At 59.5% G+C, this 18,101-nt stretch carries 14 protein-coding genes; 4 read left to right on the forward strand and 10 right to left on the reverse strand.

What is annotated here, in order from left to right:
* Positions 1-3 precede the first annotated feature (3 nt).
* Entirely contained in the window at positions 4-4,875 is a 4,872-nt protein-coding gene (locus AF70_RS25385) for a dermonecrotic toxin domain-containing protein (RefSeq protein WP_050438305.1), read from the reverse strand.
* A gap of 242 nt (positions 4,876-5,117) precedes the next feature.
* On the opposite strand from AF70_RS25385, the gene AF70_RS25390 reads away from it, so the two are divergent.
* The gene (locus tag AF70_RS25390; protein WP_019582237.1) at positions 5,118-6,245 is read left to right on the forward strand and encodes a sensor histidine kinase KdpD; all 1,128 of its coding nucleotides are present in this window, start codon (positions 5,118-5,120) and stop codon (positions 6,243-6,245) included.
* A gap of 163 nt (positions 6,246-6,408) precedes the next feature.
* Here the strand turns inward: AF70_RS25390 and AF70_RS25395 are convergent, their stop codons facing one another.
* Positions 6,409-6,714 (reverse strand): chaperone modulator CbpM, encoded by a 306-nt coding sequence (locus tag AF70_RS25395; protein ID WP_018928457.1) that lies wholly within the window; start codon positions 6,712-6,714, stop codon positions 6,409-6,411.
* Between the two features lie 25 nt (positions 6,715-6,739).
* Entirely contained in the window at positions 6,740-7,687 is a 948-nt protein-coding gene (locus tag AF70_RS25400; protein WP_018928458.1) for a DnaJ C-terminal domain-containing protein, read from the reverse strand.
* A 296-nt stretch (positions 7,688-7,983) separates the two neighbouring features.
* Here AF70_RS25400 and AF70_RS25405 point away from each other — a divergent pair, with 296 nt between their 5' ends.
* Complete coding sequence (locus AF70_RS25405) at positions 7,984-9,258, forward strand: Hsp70 family protein (RefSeq protein WP_028940149.1); 1,275 nt, start codon at positions 7,984-7,986, stop codon at positions 9,256-9,258.
* Between the two features lie 129 nt (positions 9,259-9,387).
* Here AF70_RS25405 and AF70_RS25410 read toward each other — a convergent pair whose 3' ends face one another.
* The 3 genes from AF70_RS25410 to AF70_RS25420 form a co-directional block, all read right to left on the reverse strand.
* Positions 9,388-10,401 (reverse strand): AI-2E family transporter, encoded by a 1,014-nt coding sequence (locus tag AF70_RS25410; protein ID WP_018928460.1) that lies wholly within the window; start codon positions 10,399-10,401, stop codon positions 9,388-9,390.
* Positions 10,402-10,573: 172 nt separating this feature from the next.
* Positions 10,574-10,879 (reverse strand): PsiF family protein, encoded by a 306-nt coding sequence (locus AF70_RS25415; RefSeq protein ID WP_019582235.1) that lies wholly within the window; start codon positions 10,877-10,879, stop codon positions 10,574-10,576.
* Positions 10,880-10,951: 72 nt separating this feature from the next.
* Positions 10,952-11,740, reverse strand: a complete 789-nt coding sequence (locus AF70_RS25420; protein ID WP_028940150.1) for a helix-turn-helix transcriptional regulator — start codon at positions 11,738-11,740, stop codon at positions 10,952-10,954.
* A gap of 98 nt (positions 11,741-11,838) precedes the next feature.
* Here AF70_RS25420 and AF70_RS25425 point away from each other — a divergent pair, with 98 nt between their 5' ends.
* Positions 11,839-12,726 carry a DMT family transporter gene (locus AF70_RS25425; protein WP_028940151.1) on the forward strand — a complete coding sequence of 296 codons (888 nt, stop codon included), beginning with the start codon at positions 11,839-11,841 and terminating at the stop codon, positions 12,724-12,726.
* Positions 12,727-12,841: 115 nt separating this feature from the next.
* Here AF70_RS25425 and AF70_RS25430 read toward each other — a convergent pair whose 3' ends face one another.
* From AF70_RS25430 to AF70_RS25440, 3 genes are all read right to left on the reverse strand, one after another.
* The gene (locus AF70_RS25430) at positions 12,842-13,732 is read right to left on the reverse strand and encodes a triacylglycerol lipase (RefSeq protein WP_028940152.1); all 891 of its coding nucleotides are present in this window, start codon (positions 13,730-13,732) and stop codon (positions 12,842-12,844) included.
* 106 nt (positions 13,733-13,838) lie between these two features.
* Complete coding sequence (locus tag AF70_RS25435) at positions 13,839-14,144, reverse strand: multidrug efflux SMR transporter (protein ID WP_019582232.1); 306 nt, start codon at positions 14,142-14,144, stop codon at positions 13,839-13,841.
* On the reverse strand, positions 14,145-14,783 hold the full coding sequence (locus tag AF70_RS25440; RefSeq protein ID WP_019582231.1) for an FMN-dependent NADH-azoreductase: 639 nt from the start codon (positions 14,781-14,783) through the stop codon (positions 14,145-14,147).
* Positions 14,784-14,904: 121 nt separating this feature from the next.
* Between AF70_RS25440 and AF70_RS25445 the strand changes: the two genes are divergently transcribed.
* Positions 14,905-15,849: a LysR substrate-binding domain-containing protein gene (locus tag AF70_RS25445; RefSeq protein WP_028940153.1), complete on the forward strand. Its 945-nt coding sequence runs from the start codon at positions 14,905-14,907 to the stop codon at positions 15,847-15,849.
* 25 nt (positions 15,850-15,874) lie between these two features.
* On the opposite strand, the gene AF70_RS25450 is transcribed toward AF70_RS25445, so the two are convergent.
* The gene (locus AF70_RS25450; RefSeq protein WP_028940154.1) at positions 15,875-17,950 is read right to left on the reverse strand and encodes an AsmA family protein; all 2,076 of its coding nucleotides are present in this window, start codon (positions 17,948-17,950) and stop codon (positions 15,875-15,877) included.
* Positions 17,951-18,101 lie beyond the last annotated feature (151 nt).

Here is an 18,101-nt window from a genome sequence, read left to right on the forward strand (position 1 = left end):
CCTTTACAGCTTCGCCCGATCCATCGCCTGTTGGGTCAGGGTTTTGAGCAGTGTCTTCATTTCGTTATAGATCAAGTCCAGCTCGGCGGAATAGGCCTCGTGAGTCATGATCTGTCCTGGGGCAATCTCGCTTTCCGGTTTGCCCAGCTCTGCGGCGAGTACCCTCAGCTCCTCTTTCAGGCCGGCCTTTGCCTCAAGCGAAAGATCCTGTTCGGTCGCGCGCTTATCAAGCGCCATGAAAAACTCCGTCGTTGCATCGATTCGACGCCTGAACACCTTGAACGCGCGACGATTCGAGCCCTGGACGTAAGACGCCCAGAATGGCTGTTCAACGATGGAATCACGCAGCAAATCGCCGGCCTCCAGATCCAGTACCCGCCGATAGGCATCTTCGATCATCTCAGGCGTGACGTCCGTGTACGTGCGGAACTGCAGATCACGGGATTGCCAGGGCAGATCCAGTCGCTCGGCCAGGTCCGTCATGTAGCCCAGATGTACCTGGACCTCATCGATGCTCCCCGTAACACGGCCGTTGGCATCGACCACCATGTAATCCTCACCGTTCGCCAGTCGACCGGCGATCACTTGGTGGGCAATCCGGCTCAACTCATCCAGACGGGATTTGCCTCTGGCAAGCTGCACCAGTTCAGCCTCCACCAGGCTTGGACTCCCCAGCGCATAGGCTTCGTGGATCAGCACCTCCACACCCATTGAATTGAACAACTGGGCCCCGGCATCCACACAGTTGGTAGCCTCGTCCCTGCCGATGACAAAAAGGTTGCTCCGCAACTCACTGTCCTTGGACATCGCTTCCAGCATTCGCCAGACCTTGCTCGTCATGTCCACTCTGAATGCGTTGTCGTTTTGGAAGTGGCTGGACTCAGTGAGCTTCCTGATCTTATTGAAAAAATGCACCGAGCCGAATTCGTCCTCCACGCTGTTCCATATCTCCTGTTTGGCGACCCAATCTCGTCGCGTCAGGCCAGCCTCCCACTCAAGGCTGTCGCGCACACCACGAGGCGGATACGGACGATCGGGGTCCAGGCCGACGGACCTGATGTTGTCTCTGAGCGTGTTCAAAGTATCGGCCGACATCCACTGCCGGTCCCGACTCACCACCGTCCGCGCCACCAGCTCCGCTCCGACAGAGCCGGGCGTCACCCGAGGGATGACCCTCAGTTCATTGCGTTGCAGATTCAAGTAAAAATGCCGGAATCGGGGTTGAGAAAACAATCCGTCCGGCCAGGTATCAATGCCGGTATCGCCCAGCATCACCGTGTGCAGCAGGCGCATACCGCCGATATCCGGCACTCGACCCAGCGGGTTCCCCTGCAAATCGAGACTTTGAAGTCGGGTAAGCCATCTCAAGTACGTAGCCCCCTGCAGATCCAGCACAATCCGGTTATCGGCGAGGTACAACTCGGTCAGTCCAATCATTCGCCCCACGGCACTGGGAAAATGCGTGAGCCGGTTGCCGGTAAGGTTGAGCGAACGGAGTTTGGGGAAATGATCAAGAAAGGCGACGTGAGCGTCGGTCATTTCAGTGCCCAGCAAGTTCAGGCAAGTCACGTGCTGAAAATCGGCATCCAGAGGAGGCATGGTCCCCAAGTGCCGCCCCAAGGGCATATTCCTGAGGTCAAGCACCGTCCCCGGTAGATTCCCGGAAGCGTCCACATCCCTGGGCCCGGTTTGCTGCCAGCACTGACGAATGGCCTTGTACAACTTGTTTCTGGACTGCCATTCGGCAACGCCGGCAGGGCTGAATCTGTACGCTTCCGTCGGCGAATTCAGCCAGCGCTGGAAGTTGGTATTGAGGCGGTTGAATTCCGCTTCCAGCGCGCTGGCCCGCAGTTCCGGGTCAGCCTCGTTGCCGGCACCGTCCAGATAAGCCTGGGCTTGCTCCTCCGTCCAGCCCGGCCGCACGCTCCTGACGCGTTCCTGCAACGTCAGGCGTCCGGTGAGCCGTCGAATGCCTTGAGGAAGAGGCATTCCACCAAACAGCTTCATCGTCTCGGGATCATAGGCAGGCTTGCGCAGCGGACTGTCCGCCAGCATCGGACGCAGCTGGTCACGCGCCAATGGTGCATTTTGAACGGTGTGCTTGAGTGTCGAGCCTTGATTGATTTCAAAACCCAGTGCTTTGCGTTCAGCGTCAGGCAGGGCATGCAGTACCGAAGAAAACAGGTCATCGGCGCCGTGCAGATGGTTGTCCTCGGCATCCCGCGCTTCATAACCGTTCTCCGTGCTGACCAGGACTTTGCGTACATCCGCTTCTTCTGGGCCAATGCTGTCGCGCAGACGGCCAGTGAAAGAATGCTCGCGAATCTCGATGCGCACCTCCTGCGGCCAGTTCGGCAAGCTTTCCAGGCTATGCAGTGCCAGCCTTTCCGTATCCAGCGCCTGCAGTGAATCAAGGAACAGCCCTTCATAGGCACGCGCCAGACGCACCTCCAGCGAGGCGGCGCGCGCCTGTTGCCTGAGGTGCAAGCCAATACGCTTTTGCTCGGCCAGCACTCGCAAGTCAGCCGGATCAGCGGCGCTCAGTAGCTCCTCTGCCATGTTGGCGGGCAATTGCGCGAAGGTGTCCTGAAGCGTCCTGGCGTCGGCAATGTTTGACTGGTCGTTCTCAGGCAGTTTCCCCGTTTCCGCCCACGCCTTGAACCGGTTGATGGTGTCGACCAGCAACGCGGGCGGCGCTTCGTTTTCGACATGCAGCCGACGCAACACATCTTCTTCGATACCACTGGCGATACGGATGCGTTCAAGCATTGCATCATCGAACGCTTCTGACTTCGTCCCCAGCCCACGCATGAGCTCGGCCGAAGTCCACTCGACAGGGCGGTCGAGTTCGGTGTGCCAGGTACCGGCGCCATCGTGGTCAAGCTTTGGCTGGTAAGCTGTTGGCCGGTCCGGATGCTGCATCCTTGGCTCGCCGGTCAGTGGATCGTCCTGCACCGCGAAGTATTTGCTGTCGCGCGGCAGCAACTCCTTATCACCGTGCACGTGAAGGCCTCGCTCGTTGGGCGTCGAGTCGGAACTCAAACTGACTTGATGCTCGTACGGGCTCAAGTCCGGGTTCCAGAGGCGGGTCTTGCCGTCAGCGAGTACGACCGGCCTCAACTGGTCGATAAAAGGCGAAGGCTTGACCGCTGCCGCTGCGCCCGTCGGCAACACATGCCCTGCCCCCATGATTGCCAGCTGGGCAGCATTGATCAGGACACCGCACAGAAGCGCCGACGCTTCTTCCTTGTCTCCCTTGCTCCAGTCTTCGATGCCCTCCATGGTTTCGAGCAGCATTTGCCCGACCATGATGCCCAGCATGGCCTCTCCCAAACCCGGTACCAGCATCGCGCCGAAGTTGAATACGTTCCAGCCGATGCTCGCGTAACTGTTTAGTCGCGCCCAACGGGCATTGGCATCTTCATCGTCAGTGGGAACGGCGATATCTCGCGCATCGGCGATGGCCTTGTCGAGCCTCCATTGACTGAGCTGAGGCCAGAGCGCGCCTTCAATCACGTTGGTGATCGGCTCTGCATCGGGGTTTTCCACTGCAGTTTCCCGCCACCATGGCCCCATGCTCAACGGTTCCCGCTGCTGCCAGGTAAAGGTGCTGAAGCGCTCTCTGACGCGTGCGAAAAACCTGCCCTTGTCTTTTTGCGGTACGAACCGACTGAAGAACTGCTGGTAGTCCGACGAGCGCAATTGGCTCGTCAGCTCCTTCATGAAATCGGTGAAGGACGGGTATTCCTTCAAAGGATGTTCAGGGTCTTCAGGTACGTAGGCGATCAAGGCGCCATCGAGCCGGCTTTGCGTAAAAATATCGTTTCTACTCTGTATCTCGTCGACCACACCGCTTGGCCCGTTGGCAAAAAAGGCTTTGAGTAGTTTGAATTGATCAAACTCCTGCCCGGGCAAAATAGCCAGTTTGCGCGACCACTCCATCATTGTTCGTTGGTGTGTCGGAACCAGGCTATTGTAGATTCGCTTTACTCGTGTTGAATCAGCCACTGCACTGAACAACACGATACCCGACAGTTTCACCCCCAAAAGAGACAGTCGATGAGACTGTAACGGGCGCTTGCCCATCGTGATGTTTGTCTGGTTGTCTCGCAGTTGCTGCAACTTGCCGTACGCATAAGAAGTGATATCCCCCTTCAAATATGCAATCAGCGCCGACTCATTGAACGCAGCTTTTTCGGTCCCGATGAAGTGTTGCTCAAGTGAGGCCTTTGCACCTGCCGCCGCAGGGGCCAGCAACTCTGTGATGTGTCGCTGATATTGCGCACCGAGATCCAGATCCCTGCAAAGACTCGCAAAACTTTCGATGGTCAATGAATGGCGCTTGAGGGCTCCTTCGGCGTCGGTAATGAAAATGCCGGAGCCATCACGAAAGGTGCCAGCACGGGTTTCAGACTCCTCGAAGTTATGGAGTGCGGCCTCCAGCAGAGTTGACTGCCTGAGCCGACTGGCATTGGTGTCGATGCCAAAACCCAGAAGGGCCGGAATATAAAGCCGTACCGATGTCGCATGAACATCCAGATCCAGGTTCAGCTTTTCTTTCAGGGCCTGAACAAGCAAGGGTTCGGCGAACTTATTGATGTCCTTTTGTAAATTGCCCAGTGTGACATCCAGACTGTCCTGCAATCGCCAGCGCTCACTCATGAGCTCCTTGAGATACTGACGGTCGATAGCGCTGGCCTTGACGTACCACTCGGGAAAGTCGGGTGGCTGAATTGCATTTGATACAAGTTTTGATACCAATGGCTTATTTATTAACGCCGGCACTTTGGTTGCAAGATAATTCAGATGAATATTTTCATCGACAGCGGGCACTGGAGACGTGCCCGAAACAGATCCTTCTGATACTTCATTCATTACGCATGTATCCCTATGCGATCAACAGAACGCCTAGCTTATTCAATGACGACAAAAATAAAAGCTCAAATAGTTGTTGGAAAACAGCGATAAAACAAACAACACCACTCAACTTTAGAATCTAAAAAACAATTAAATACCACCCACAAAACTCGCAAGCCTGATCCGCCTTGTCAGCGGTAGTTTTTACCCGTCGGCAAAGGGGCTAAGATGCCAAGAGTTTCCAGTCAGGTGTGCCGGCCATGCGCTTATCCGAATTCATCAGGCAACACGTGGACCGTATCGTCGATGAATGGGAACAGTTCGCCAGAACGATCGCCCCGGCGGCCGAGTACATGGATCAAGCAGCCTTGCGCGACCACGCCAAGGCGATTCTGCTGGCGGCAGCGCGGGACATGACCACCGCGCAAACCGCCAGCGAACAGCTCGCCAAGGCCAAGGGCGAAGGCCCGGAGAAAACCCCAAGCCTGGATGAAGCGGGTGCCAGCCATGGCGAACTGCGGCATACCGTGGGCTTCGACCTGGTGCAGATGACCAGTGAGTTCCGCCATTTGCGTGCCTGTGTGATTCGGTTGTGGGTCGACAGCCTGGACGCCCCGGACATCGCCTATTTCCAGGACATGATCCGTTTCAACGAGGCCATCGACGAAGCCTTGGCCGAATCCACCGAGGCTTATGCCGAGCAGGTCAATCGCTCCCGGGACATCTTTTTGGCGATCCTCGGCCATGACCTGCGCGCGCCGCTGCAAGCGGTGAGCATGTCCACGGAGATGCTGCTGCGCAAAGCCGCTCTCGAAGGCGACGCGCTGACGTGTGCAATCCATATCCAGCGTGGCGCTCGGCACATGGCGGTGATGGTCAGCGATTTGCTGGAACTGGTGCGCAGTCGCCTGGGCAAGCGCCTGCCGATCGAACCGGCGCCCATGGACCTGGCCGAGGCGGCGCGCGAAGCGATTGCCCAAGCCTGCGCTGCTCATCCGCAATGCGATCCGACACTGAGCGTCGAAGGTGATACCCGGGGTGTATGGGATGGCCGAAGGCTCGCTCAAATGCTGCAGAACCTGATCGGCAATGCCTTGCAGCACGGTTCGAACCACAGCGTGATCAAACTGACCCTCAGGGGTGAAACGGACAGCGTTCGCCTCACCGTGCACAACGACGGTGCGCCGATTCCACCCGAGGCAATCGGCACCATCTTCGATCCGTTGGTACGCAGTGCCGACGAAGAACTCGGAGCTCCTAGCACCAGCCTTGGTCTGGGATTGTTCATCGTCAAGGAAGTGGTTGATGCCCATCAAGGGACGATCGAGGTCAGTTCCAACGAGGCTGAGGGCACACTGTTTAGCGTGGTGTTGCCCAGGAAGGTGTAACGCCTTGGGACCGCTGTGGCGAGGGGGCTTGCCCCCGTTCGGCTGCGCAGCAGTCGTAAAATCGACGCATGCGGTCAGTCTGAAAAACCGCGATGACCGGATTTGGGGTCGCTACGCAACCCAACGGGGGCAAGCCCCCTCGCCACAGGTTTAGTGTTTACAACTATTCGATCACCAAGCGCCCCAACCGCTGCTTGAGCATGCGGTTCTCGGCCCGCAGCTGCTGGACCTCGTCAAGCAGGTCCAGCGCCAGGGCGACGCCTTCCCATTCCAGTTCCAAGTCGCGCCGCAGCTTGGCGGCGCGCTTGGCCAATACCAGTTCGTAGTCGGTGAAACGCCAATCCTTGGGCTCTGTCCCCTGTGGTTCGAGGATGCCGTGTTCGACGATCTCGATCACATGCACGTCCGACAACTCGGTCGCCTCACAGAATTCTGCCAGGTCCAATAGAACGATCACGGGGTCGCTCATGATTGGGCTCCTCCTTAATTTGGAATCAAAAATTCTCTCGCGGATCGAAAGCAGCTTTTTTCGCCAACTCCTCCCACAACGCCTTGACGTCATGGTCGAGTTTTTTCGGCATCACCGCCTTGAGCTGCACGAACAGGTAACCACGGTGCCCGGCCTTGTGCATCAGGCCGTGGCCCTTGGCGCGCATACGCTGGCCATTCTGGCTGCCGGCCGGCACCTTGAGGTTGATCTTGCCGGTCAGGGTCGGCACCGCGACTTCGGTCCCCAGCGCCAGTTCCCACGGCGCCAGTGGCAAGGTGATGATCAGGTTTTCGCCTTCGACATCGAATTTGGGGTGCGGCGCAAAACGAATGGTCAGGTACAAGTCGCCATTGGCCCCGCCACCGATGCCCGGAGCACCCTGGCCCTTGAGGCGGATGCGCTCGCCGTCGGTCACGCCGGCGGGGATCTTCACGTTCAGGCTTTTGCTGGTGTTGCTGACATGCTGGCCGGCAGCGTTGTACTGCGGCACCTGGAAGCTGACCTTCTTCGATTCGGTCGAGAGGGTTTCTTCCAGAAAAACCGGTAATTCCATTTCCACGTCTTGCCCTCGACGACCGGCGCTATGGCCCGACCGTCCACCACCACCGAAACCCGAACCACGGTTGCCGAAGATCGAACTGAAGAAGTCCGAGAAATCGCCCGTGTCCTGACCACCGCCACCGAAACCACCACGACTCTGCCAACCCGGCGGGCCCTGGAACGGCTGGCCGTGGTGACCGTATTTGCGCAAGTCGTCGTATTCGGCGCGCTTGTCGGCGCTTTTCAGCGCTTCATAGGCTTCCGACGCATCCTTGAACTTGGCCTCGGCGTCCTTTTCCTTGCTGACATCGGGGTGGTATTTGCGCGCCAGCTTCCGATAGGCGGCCTTGATCGCCTTATCGTCCGCGGTCGGCTCCACGCCGAGAATCTTGTAATAGTCTTTGAAGTCCATCGAGGGAATCACCATCCATTATCGAAATCGCGCCACTCGGTACAGCATGCTCTGGTTTACAGCGTCTTGATTGATCAATCTCAACTTTGTGACCGGGCAGCGCATCAGTAGTTTATCGGCAGCCGGGCGCAGTTCTTGCTGTAGCCCAAGGATTGCCAAACCTATGCAGGGAAGTTTGGGGGTGATGGCGCATCTTTCAAGCGCAGATCAATGTGATTTAACAGATAGTCGGCCTTCGAATCTGCGCCGCACTGACATACACTGCGCGGCCGTTTTTTAACCGGAACTTGAAAGACATGAAAAACGCATCTCCAGCCCGTGCCTGCGGTATCGACTTCGGCACGTCCAACTCCACCGTCGGCTGGCTGCGCCCCGGCATGGAAACGCTGATCGCGCTGGAGGACGACAAGATAACCCTGCCCTCGGTGGTCTTCTTCAATATGGAAGAACGCCGCCCGGTGTACGGCCGGCTGGCACTGCACGAGTACCTGGAAGGTTACGAAGGCCGGTTGATGCGCTCGCTCAAGAGCCTGCTGGGCTCCAAGCTGATCAAGCACGACACCAGCGTCCTCGGCACGGCGATGCCGTTCAAGGACCTGCTCGGGCTGTTCATCGGCCAGTTGAAAAAGCGTGCCGAAACCGCCGCCGGTCGGGAGTTCGAGGAAGTGGTGCTGGGCCGTCCGGTGTTTTTCGTCGATGACGATGAACTGGCCGACCAGGAAGCCGAGAACACCCTGGTGGACGTAGCCCGCGCCATTGGTTTCAAGGACGTCTCGTTCCAGTACGAGCCGATTGCAGCGGCGTTCGACTATGAATCCACCATCGAAAAGGAAGAGCTGGTACTGATTGTCGACATCGGCGGCGGTACGTCCGACTTCTCGCTGGTGCGCCTGTCCCCTGAGCGACGCGGACATGACAACCGTCATGACGACATCCTCGCCACCGGCGGCGTGCACATCGGCGGGACCGATTTCGACAAGCAGCTGAGCCTGCAAGGCCTGATGCCGCTGTTCGGCTACGGCAGCCGGATGAAGAGCGGCGCCTACATGCCCACCAGCCATCACATGAACCTGGCGACCTGGCACACCATCAACTCGGTGTACTCGCAGAAATCGACCCTGGCCCTGGGCAGCATGCGCTACGACATCGAAGACACCGGCGGCATCGATCGCCTGTTCAAGCTGATCGACCAGCGCGCCGGGCACTGGCTGGCGATGGAAGTGGAAGAAACCAAGATCCAGCTGACCCACGCTGACAGCCGTCATGTGCCGCTGGACCGCATCGAGCCCGGTTTGAGTGTGGAACTGACTCGTGCGCTGTTCGAATCAGCCATCGACAACTTGCTGGAGCGGGTGCGCAACAGCGTGACCCAGTTGCTGAACGACGCCAATGTGCGGGTCGATCAGGTGGATACGGTGTTCTTCACCGGCGGTTCTAGCGGGATTCCGGCGCTGCGTAACAGCGTCTCGGCGATGTTGCCGAAGGCGCAGCATGTTGAGGGGAATATCTTCGGCAGCATCGGTAGCGGGTTGGCGATCGAGGCGGCCAAGCGTTACGGCTCGATGGATTGACCTGAAACCCTGTGTCGAGGGGGCTTGCTCCCGTTGGACTGCGCAGCAGTCCCTTCTTTTGGAGATAAGAGAGGCCGCTTCGCGACCCAACGGGGGCAAGCCCCCTCGCCACAGTAGATCAACGCAGGATCAAACCATCCCCACCTGCTTCAACTCACTCTTCAGGTACGCGTAATAAATCGGCCCCGCCACCACCCCCGGCAGGCCGAACGCGGCTTCGAATACCAGCATCGCCAGCAGCAACTCCCACGACTTGGCACTGATCTGCCCGCCGACGATGCGCGCGTTGAGAAAGTATTCGAGCTTGTGGATAAAAATCAGATACCCCAGTGCCGCCACCGCCACCCAGATCGACAATGACAGGCCGACGATGGTGATCAAGGTGTTCGACATCAGGTTGCCGATCACCGGCAACAAGCCGAGCAGGAAGGTCAGCACGATCAGGGTTTTGGTCAGCGGCAGCTTGATCCCGAACATCGGCAGGACCACCGCGAGGAAAATCCCGGTGAAGAAGGTGTTGAGCAGGGAAATCTTGATCTGCGCGAAGACGATGTTGCGAAATGCCTGGACCAACAGGTGCAAACGGTCGAACAGCGCCGCGGCCAAGGGCTTGCGCTTGGTCAGGTCCGGCACGCGCTGCAAGGCGATGATCGCGCCCAGCACCATGCCGATCAGCAGCGTCACGAACATGTGCGCCGCGTCCTTGCCCACCAGCTGCAAGTCGCTCAAGTGCTTGCTCATCCACTCACCGATGGCCACCCGGAATTCGGCGGCACTGGCCGGTAAATAAGCATCGATGAACGGCGGCAACTGCCCGCGTGCACGGTCGACCACGCCCATGAATTTGTCGAGGGAAGCACCGGGGTTTTCCGCCTCGTGCAGCAGGAAACTGATCGCACCGGCAAAGATCAGCGCCAGCACACTGACCACCAATGTTCCCAGCAATGCCACCGCCAACCAGCGCGCACGGCGGCCTTCGATCAGCCGTTGCAATTGCGGCGTGAGCATGTTGACCAGTTCGAATACCAACAACCCGGCCAGCAGGCTGGGCAGCAATCGCAGAGGGATCACCAGTAGCAAACCGCCAAAGATGATGACCCAACTGATGAGCAACAAGACCTGACGCTGAGAAAACGCTGACATACAGCCTCAAAACGAACGACGTGAAAGGATTGGCAGTCTGCCAGCGTTCCGGCGCCGAAGCGAGCGGATGACCCACAAGCGGCGTCACCCCGAAAAGATCGCAGCCTGTGGCAGCGCCTACAGGGAACGCGATCTCATGCGGGAGCTGCCGCAGGCTGCAATCTTTTGATGTTTATTTTTTCTTCAGGCACTCGCTCATGAACGCTTTGCGCGCATCGCCCTTGAGGGCCTTGGTGGCGGCATCGGCGTTGCAGGTTTTCATTTTTTCTTGCTGAGGAGTCAGGGGTTTGGCGGCATCGGCGGCCGGGGCGGCTTTGAGGCAGCTGCTCATGAAGGCTTTGCGCTCGTCGCCTTTAAGGCTCTTGGCGGTAGCGTCGGCATTGCAAGTGGTCATCTTGTTCTGTTGGGCAGTGGCGGCGAAACCCTGGGAGCAGAGCAGCAGACCGATCATCAACAACGGGGCACGCAACATCTTCATGGAGTTTTCTCCTTGTTACCGCACCGATGGGTACGGCCTCGCTCTGGAGTGTAGACAAAGCCTGTTACACGTTCACCTGCTATCAAGGTGGCTGCGTCGATACTGTTCCGGCGTGCACCCGGCCTGGCGTTGAAACATCGCGATAAACGCCGAGCCGGTGCTGTAACCCATGTCGAAGGCGATTTCCTGAATGCTGCGGTGGCTGTCCAGCGCTTCGATCGCCGCCAGAAACCGCAACCGTTGCCGCCATTCACCGAAACTCATGCCCAACTCGCGAACAAACTGCCGGGCCAGCGTGCGTTCGCTGACGTGAACCTGCCCGGCCCAATACGCCAATGGCCGGTTATCCCCAGGCTCGGCCTGCAAGGCTTCCAGAATGCCAAGTAACCCGGGGCTGCTGGCGTAGGGCAAATAGCACTCATGCATGGGCGCCTGTTGCAGTTGGTCCACCAGCACTTGAGCCAGACGCTGGTCCGCGTCGTGCTCGGGAATTTTCACATCGCGGGCGGCGAAGTCTTTCAGGATCGCCTTGAGGATGTCGCTGATCGCCAGGGTGCAGGCCTGTTGCTGCAGATTGCGGCACAGCGTCGGCGCGAGGCAGACCGCGCGATAGTTGATCGGCTGATGGCTATAGAAACTGTGTTCGGTCCCGGGCGGCACCCACACCGCGTACTGCGGCGGCGACATGAAACGGCTGCCATCGACTTCCATGTGCAACACGCCATGGGCCGCGTACTCCAGCGTGCCCCACGGATGCCGGTGAGGCGCAGCGTATTCGTGAGCGCTGAAGTCGGCATAGCGGAAATACACCGCCGACGGCAGTTCGCTGAAATCCAGCAGGTCGATGTGTTTACTGTTCATGCTGTCCGGAATCAGGGGCAGGTTGTCTGGATCGCAGTATAGGCTTGCATCCAGACAGACGGATAATTGCCCCTCATTAACGTTCTGGCTTTTTTCCGATGCAATACGCTTATCCCCTGCTGGCCATTTTCATTTGGGCCGGCAACACCGTGATCAACAAACTCGCGGTGGGTGCAATCTTCCCCGCCGAAATCGGCTTCTACCGCTGGCTGCTGGCCGGGATTCTGTTCACGCCTTTCATGCTTAAGCCGGTGATCGCCCATTGGCCGGTAATACGCCCAAACCTGGGGAGGATCTTCATCCTCGGCGTACTCGGCATGGCGGTTTATCAGAGCCTGGCCTATTTCGCTGCAACACTGACGTCGGCCACCAACATGGGGATCATTCTGTCGCTGATGCCGTTGATGTCGCTGGCCATGGCGATGGTCAGCCTCGGCCAACGCCTGACCGCCGGTGCGCTGGCCGGCGCGGTGCTGTCGTTTGCCGGTGTTCTGGTGGTGGTGTCGTCCGGCAGCCTTGGCGCGTTGCTGGAGCACGGGGTGAACCTGGGCGATGCGATGATGCTGATCGCCACGCTGGCGTATGCGGTTTACAGCACCTTGCTGAAAAAATGGCAGCTGCGCTTGCCGCCGCTGGTGTTGCTGTATTTACAGGTGCTGGTGGCGGTGGCGGTGCTGTTTCCGCTGTTCCTCGCCTCACCGAAAATCGGCCCGACCCTGCATAACATTCCGCTGGTGCTTTACGCCTGTCTGCTGGCCTCGATGCTTGCGCCGCTGGCGTGGATGCAGGCCGTGGTACGCCTGGGCCCGAGCCGGACCACGCTGTTTTTCAATCTGCTGCCGTTGATTACGGCGCTGATTGCGGCGGTGGTGCTGCATGAGCAGTTGGCGCTGTATCACCTGGTGGGTGGGGTGTTGACGTTGGGTGGGGTGATTTTGTCGGAGCGCTGGACTACCGTGCTGGGCCGCAAGAACAGCGTTGCCTGACCGGACGCCTTCGCGGGCAAGCCACGCTCCCACAGGTTTTGTGTCGGACGCTGGCAATGGGCACGACGCCAAACCTGTGGGAGCGTGGCTTGCCCGCGAAGAACGATAACGCGGTCTAAACCCCTGCCGCCTTCAACCGCGCGGCATGCTCGACAAACAACCGCACGGGCTCCGCCCCTTTGCCCACCAGCCCCAGGGATTGGTTGACGATATCGAAGTGATCCATCGGGTATTGATCGCCAATCACCGTCCCGAGATGCGAGCTGTAGCGCCCGACCATCCCGTCGCAATGCCCCGCTTCACGCACGAAGGTTCTGGCAAACAACCGGCAACTGCGGTTAGTGCCGTCGAACAGGTTGCACCCGCGATCGGTCTTGCCCGGCTGCAAAGTCCCGGACCAGGAGTAATAGCGCACGCCATTGACCACTTCCGGACCATGCCCACCCCAGGTGTCAGGCAGCCCCTGTGGATAACGCTGATTGAACAGCGCCACGCCGGCCGTGGTCAGCGACTGGTGCGAAGCCGGGATGTCCACCGGCAGCCTCGGCCCGCGATACCCGGTTTCCAGCAGGCACATCAACGCGCTGATCAACCACAAAAAAAAGGTGAGCAATCGGCCCCTGGCGCTGTCTGCCGGGTAGTGATCGTGCAGGTAGTCCGCCAGCTCCGAACCGTGATTGGGCCCGGCCACCGAAGTCACTGAAGCCACCTGGTCCGGGCGTTTTGCGGCAGCATACCGAGCGGTGAGCGAGCCCTGACTATGGCCGATCAGGTTGACCTTCTCGGCCCCGGTGTCGTGCAGGATTTCCTCGATTCGTGCCAGCAATTGCTCACCGCGCACCTCGGTTGAGTTGAGCGGCGAGACCTGCACCGCGATCACGGTCGCCCCATCCCGGCGCAACGCCGAAATGATCCCGAACCAATACGGATAGAGCAGCAGACGAATAAACCCGAGCATCCCCGGGACCAGCACCAACGGGTAACGCGTGGCAGAGCCTTGCGACATGGATGAACATCCTTGTGGTCGGTGAGATGAAGCAAGGCTGGATGCAAGGCCTCAGCCAAGCATCGCCATCCAAGATGACAACTCGACGACCAGTCTATGACATCCCCTACTTCAACCCCACCACGCCCGCCACAATCAGCCCGACCGACACCAGCTTGAGCGCGGTGAGGCTTTCGCCCAGTAGCGCAAAGCCGAGGAACACCGTGCCCAGCGAACCGATAGCGGTCCAGATCGGGTAGGCGATGCTCACCGGTAACTCCCGCATGGCCAGGGTCAGGAAGTAAATCCCGCCCACGGCCGCCGCCACCGTCATCACTGATGGCCAGAGCCGGGTGAAGCCTTCGGCGTACTTCATGCCCATGGCGAAGGTGACCTCGAACCCGGCGGCAATCAGCAAGAACAGCCAGGCCATCTAGAACTCCCTGGCCAGCGCCAGCAAGCGCTGTTCGGCCTCGGCTACGGAAACCTGGAAGGTGCGCTCGGCGGACTCTTCGCCCTCGGCGGCGACAACCGTGACGTCAGTGATGCCGATGAACCCCAGCGCCGTGCGCAGCAACGGGTCGGCATGGTTCATCGCTTCAAGCTCACCGCCCGGGCCGAAGCCAAACCCGCCGCGACTGGTGACGATCAACGCCTTCTTGCCCCGCACCAGCGGTTCGTACTGCGCGATGCCGTTGTCCAGGCTGTGATTGAACGTCAGTCCGAGCCGCACAATCTGGTCGATCCAGGCCTTGAGGCCACTGGGCACGCTGAAGTTGTACATCGGCGTGGAAATCACCAGCAGATCATGGCCGAGCAACTCCCCCACCAACTCATCGCTGAGTGCCAGGTCGGCCTGCATCGACAACGGTCGCGCTTGAGGCTCCGGATGAAAAGCAGCCGCTACGAAGGCTTCGTTGACGGCCGGGATCAACGCCCGGCCGACTTCACGGCGGGTCAATTGCGACTGCGGGTTACGGACCTGCCAGGCTGAAAGAAACACCTCGGCCAACCGCCGCGAATGAGAGCGTTCGCCACGGGGGCTGGCGTGAATGGCAAGAATTGTGCTCATCTGAATCTCCTTGAGGGCTAAACTGAAACGGCTTGTGGTTGCAGCTTGAAGTGCACAGCCGCCTGCCTTCAAATGAGCAAAAATCAGTCTGGATGAATCTATTTCACCCATGGAGTTTTAAATGTTTGCCTCGTTGCCATTAACCGCCCTGCGGGCCTTCGAATCCGCCTCGCGCCTGCTGAGTTTCAAGGCGGCCGCCGAAGAGCTGTCCGTGACGCCGACGGCGGTTTCCCACCAGATCCGCTCCCTGGAGAACTGGCTCGGCGTGCCGCTGTTCGAACGACTGCCACGCCAGGTGCGCCTGACCGAGTGCGGCGAACGGCTATTCCGTAGCCTGCATGGCGCCCTGCTGGAAGTGGCGCAAAGCGTCGATACCTTGCGCCCGCAACGCAGCGGCACGAGCCTGACGATCTCCACCACCGCCGCTTTCGCCGCCCTTTGGCTGGTGCCACGGCTGGGACGGTTTTATGCCCGGCATCCGCACATCAGCGTGCGGCTGGACACTCACTGCGAAGTCATCGATTTGCATCAGGACGCCAGCGTCGATCTGGTGCTGCGCTACAGCCAAGACGACTACCCGAACCTGTATGGGTTGTGCCTGTTCGACGAATCCTTCGGGGTTTATGGTTCGCCTGAACAAGTGGCCCTGGCGACCCGTCGGGTACCCACCCTGATCAGCGTGCAGTGGCATAACTCCAAACTGTATGCCCACGGCTGGGAAGCCTGGTGCGCGCAATCCGGCGAAACCTGGCTGACCGGACAGCCAGCGGTGCGTGAATACGACGAAGAACATTACGCCCTGCAAGCCGCCATCGCCGGGCAAGGTCTGGTGCTGGCGAGCAATATTCTGGTGTCGGAGAGTGTGGCCAGCGGCTTATTGCTGCCTTACCGGGGTGAGATTCAGGTCGACGGGGCCGGATACAGCGCACTGTGTGTACCAGGGCGCGAACGGCATCCGCCGGTGCGGGCGTTTTTTGCGTGGTTGCAGGAGGAAGCTCGATTGTCTGGTCTATTGCCAAGATCGAAGCCTGCGGCAGCTCCTGCAGGGGAACGCGTTCCAATGTAGCGGCCGCAGGCTGCGATCTTTTGATCTACCGGGTGGGCTTGACCGTCACCGGAGCCTTGCCCGCCTTCATCTGCTCCAGCAACGGCGCACATTGATTCGGCTCCCCAGCGCTCGGCGCGATCAGCGCCAGCAAACCCGCCGCCGGCGCGGCAATCACACCCAGCGCCACCATCCCGGCCCCGCGCAGCATCAGCGGCACCGCTTTCACCCCCGCATCCGGCTTGATGAACTTGCCCCGCACATACAGTGGCGAACGCAACGAAATCAAGCGCCAGCCCTTGGATTCCGGGCTGATGGTCAGGTCCAGTTGCTCGGTCGCCATATTCGCGGTGCCATCGATATAGACGATCGCGTTCTCGGTATCGAAGACGAACAACTGCGTGGTCGCCAGACCGCTCTTGATGTCGAAATTGGCCGCCGCGCAGTTGATCTTCACTTCCTTGTCGCCAAAGATTTTCCCGACCACATAGTTGCCGACATTGAGCCCGGCCAGCTCCATCAGCTCGCGACTGATGGCGCCATCATTGATCAGCATCTTCAAATTGCCGTCGGCAGTGCCCAGCAGCTTGGCCACCGAGTTGCCACGACCGGTAAGGTCGGCGTCGCCATTGAGCTCACCGAAACTGGTTTTCATCCGTTCAATGGACGGGAACAACTGTTTGAGCTTGAACTTGCGCGCGGTCAGTTTGGCCCGGCCTTCCAATGGCTCGGCGCGCCCGTTCAGACGAACCTGCGCATCCAGATTGCCGCCCGCCACGCCGAAACGCAGGGGCTCGAGACTGAGCACACCATCCGTCAGCACCAAATGGGTGTAGAGGTCGTTGAACGGCAGTTTTTCGCTGTGGACGATGCGCTTGCCAGTGAATTCAACGTCAGCGTCCATATCGCGCCAGCGCTCGGTCTTGAATTCCTCGACCGGCAGTATCTTGTCCGCCGGCTGCTTGCTTTCACCGCCGCGGGCCTTTTGCTTGGCATTGGAGTCGGCGCCGATCAGCGGGGCCAGGTCGGTAAACAACAGTTGATTGGACTCCACCGCCCCGCTGAGCTTGGGCCGCGGTTGGCTCGCGACATAAGCCAGGTTGCCATGGATGTCGCTCTCGCCGATCTTGCCGTTGAAGTCCTCATAGCGGTAAACCGCCCCGCCCGACTCATGCAACTTGGCGGTCAAATGCCCATCCGTGGCGTACGGCGGGGTATCCGGCAGGGTCACGCCGATCAGCGGATAGAGATTGCCCAGGCTGGCACCGGCCAGTTTCAGGCGCAGATCCAGGGCGCCGAGGTTCAATGGGTCGGTGAGCGTGCCGGCCAGTTCGACGCTGGTGTCGGCAATCTTCATTTGCGCATGAAGCGGGAACGGCTTGGCGGCATCCTGTAGGGCCAGCAAACCACCGATTTTGCCTTGGCCGGCCAGATTCTGGCCGTGGTATTGGCCTTTGACCTTCAACGCGAACGCGTAATCCTGCGGCGAACCGCCCTTCTCAAGCGCGGTTTTCGCCGCTTTGTCGCCGACGATGTCACTGAACGGAATCGGTTTGCCCAGCGGATCGATAAGCAAGTCGAGGCGGGTTTTCAGACTCTGGTCGTCGAGCGTGACATGGCCCTTGTCGAAGCCGATGGCACCGATGTCCAGCACCCAGTTAGAAGGCTCGGCATTCGGATCCTTGGGGTCGAACTTGAATGTCCAGTTGGCGCGGCCGTCGGCCAGGCGCTGCAGGTCGGCATTGGGCTCGGTCAGGTCGATGCGCGGGATCGTCACCCGCTGTGTCAGCAAGGCCAGCGGTGAAATACGCAGCTCGACGCGTTTGAGAGTGGCCATCTGCGGTTGCTTCGACCAGTCCGGGTTGCCCAGGCTCAGGTCCTCGGCCACCACATGCGGCCACGGTACCCAGGCCCGCCAGCCGCCTTCGTCGGGCTCGCGCTGCCAGACCACCGCGAGGTTGCCGTTGATGGCGAACGGACGATGCAGTTCTTCGGAGACTTTGGCGTTAAGGGGCGGCTTGATCCGGTTCCAATCGAAGAACGCGATGATCAGCACCAGGACGGCCAGCAGCACAACGAGGCTGGCGGAGGTCCAGGCAAGCATTTTACGAGTGCGCGTCATTGCACAGAGCTCCTGAATACGACTGAGCGCCCTGACAGCGACGCACTGATGAAACGTTAGGCCAGAACCGGCCTGCCATGAAATGTACGACTGGAAAACGGCCCGCAGGTTTAACCCGAAGGCCGATCGAACGCAAATAGCCGTCTCGCCC

Origin of the sequence: Pseudomonas sp. KD5, from assembly GCF_012932895.1 — a bacterium.
GTDB lineage: Bacteria > Pseudomonadota > Gammaproteobacteria > Pseudomonadales > Pseudomonadaceae > Aquipseudomonas.

Bases quoted from the DNA above. Each gene is read 5' to 3' on its own strand.
- AF70_RS25385 (WP_050438305.1), bottom strand. From the start codon at position 4,875: ATGAATGAAGTATCAGAAGGATCTGTTTCGGGCACGTCTCCAGTGCCC.
- AF70_RS25390 (WP_019582237.1), top strand. From the start codon at position 5,118: ATGCGCTTATCCGAATTCATCAGGCAACACGTGGACCGTATCGTCGAT.
- AF70_RS25395 (WP_018928457.1), bottom strand. From the start codon at position 6,714: ATGAGCGACCCCGTGATCGTTCTATTGGACCTGGCAGAATTCTGTGAG.
- AF70_RS25400 (WP_018928458.1), bottom strand. From the start codon at position 7,687: ATGGACTTCAAAGACTATTACAAGATTCTCGGCGTGGAGCCGACCGCG.
- AF70_RS25405 (WP_028940149.1), top strand. From the start codon at position 7,984: ATGAAAAACGCATCTCCAGCCCGTGCCTGCGGTATCGACTTCGGCACG.
- AF70_RS25410 (WP_018928460.1), bottom strand. From the start codon at position 10,401: ATGTCAGCGTTTTCTCAGCGTCAGGTCTTGTTGCTCATCAGTTGGGTC.
- AF70_RS25415 (WP_019582235.1), bottom strand. From the start codon at position 10,879: ATGAAGATGTTGCGTGCCCCGTTGTTGATGATCGGTCTGCTGCTCTGC.
- AF70_RS25420 (WP_028940150.1), bottom strand. From the start codon at position 11,740: ATGAACAGTAAACACATCGACCTGCTGGATTTCAGCGAACTGCCGTCG.
- AF70_RS25425 (WP_028940151.1), top strand. From the start codon at position 11,839: ATGCAATACGCTTATCCCCTGCTGGCCATTTTCATTTGGGCCGGCAAC.
- AF70_RS25430 (WP_028940152.1), bottom strand. From the start codon at position 13,732: ATGTCGCAAGGCTCTGCCACGCGTTACCCGTTGGTGCTGGTCCCGGGG.
- AF70_RS25435 (WP_019582232.1), bottom strand. From the start codon at position 14,144: ATGGCCTGGCTGTTCTTGCTGATTGCCGCCGGGTTCGAGGTCACCTTC.
- AF70_RS25440 (WP_019582231.1), bottom strand. From the start codon at position 14,783: ATGAGCACAATTCTTGCCATTCACGCCAGCCCCCGTGGCGAACGCTCT.
- AF70_RS25445 (WP_028940153.1), top strand. From the start codon at position 14,905: ATGTTTGCCTCGTTGCCATTAACCGCCCTGCGGGCCTTCGAATCCGCC.
- AF70_RS25450 (WP_028940154.1), bottom strand. From the start codon at position 17,950: ATGACGCGCACTCGTAAAATGCTTGCCTGGACCTCCGCCAGCCTCGTT.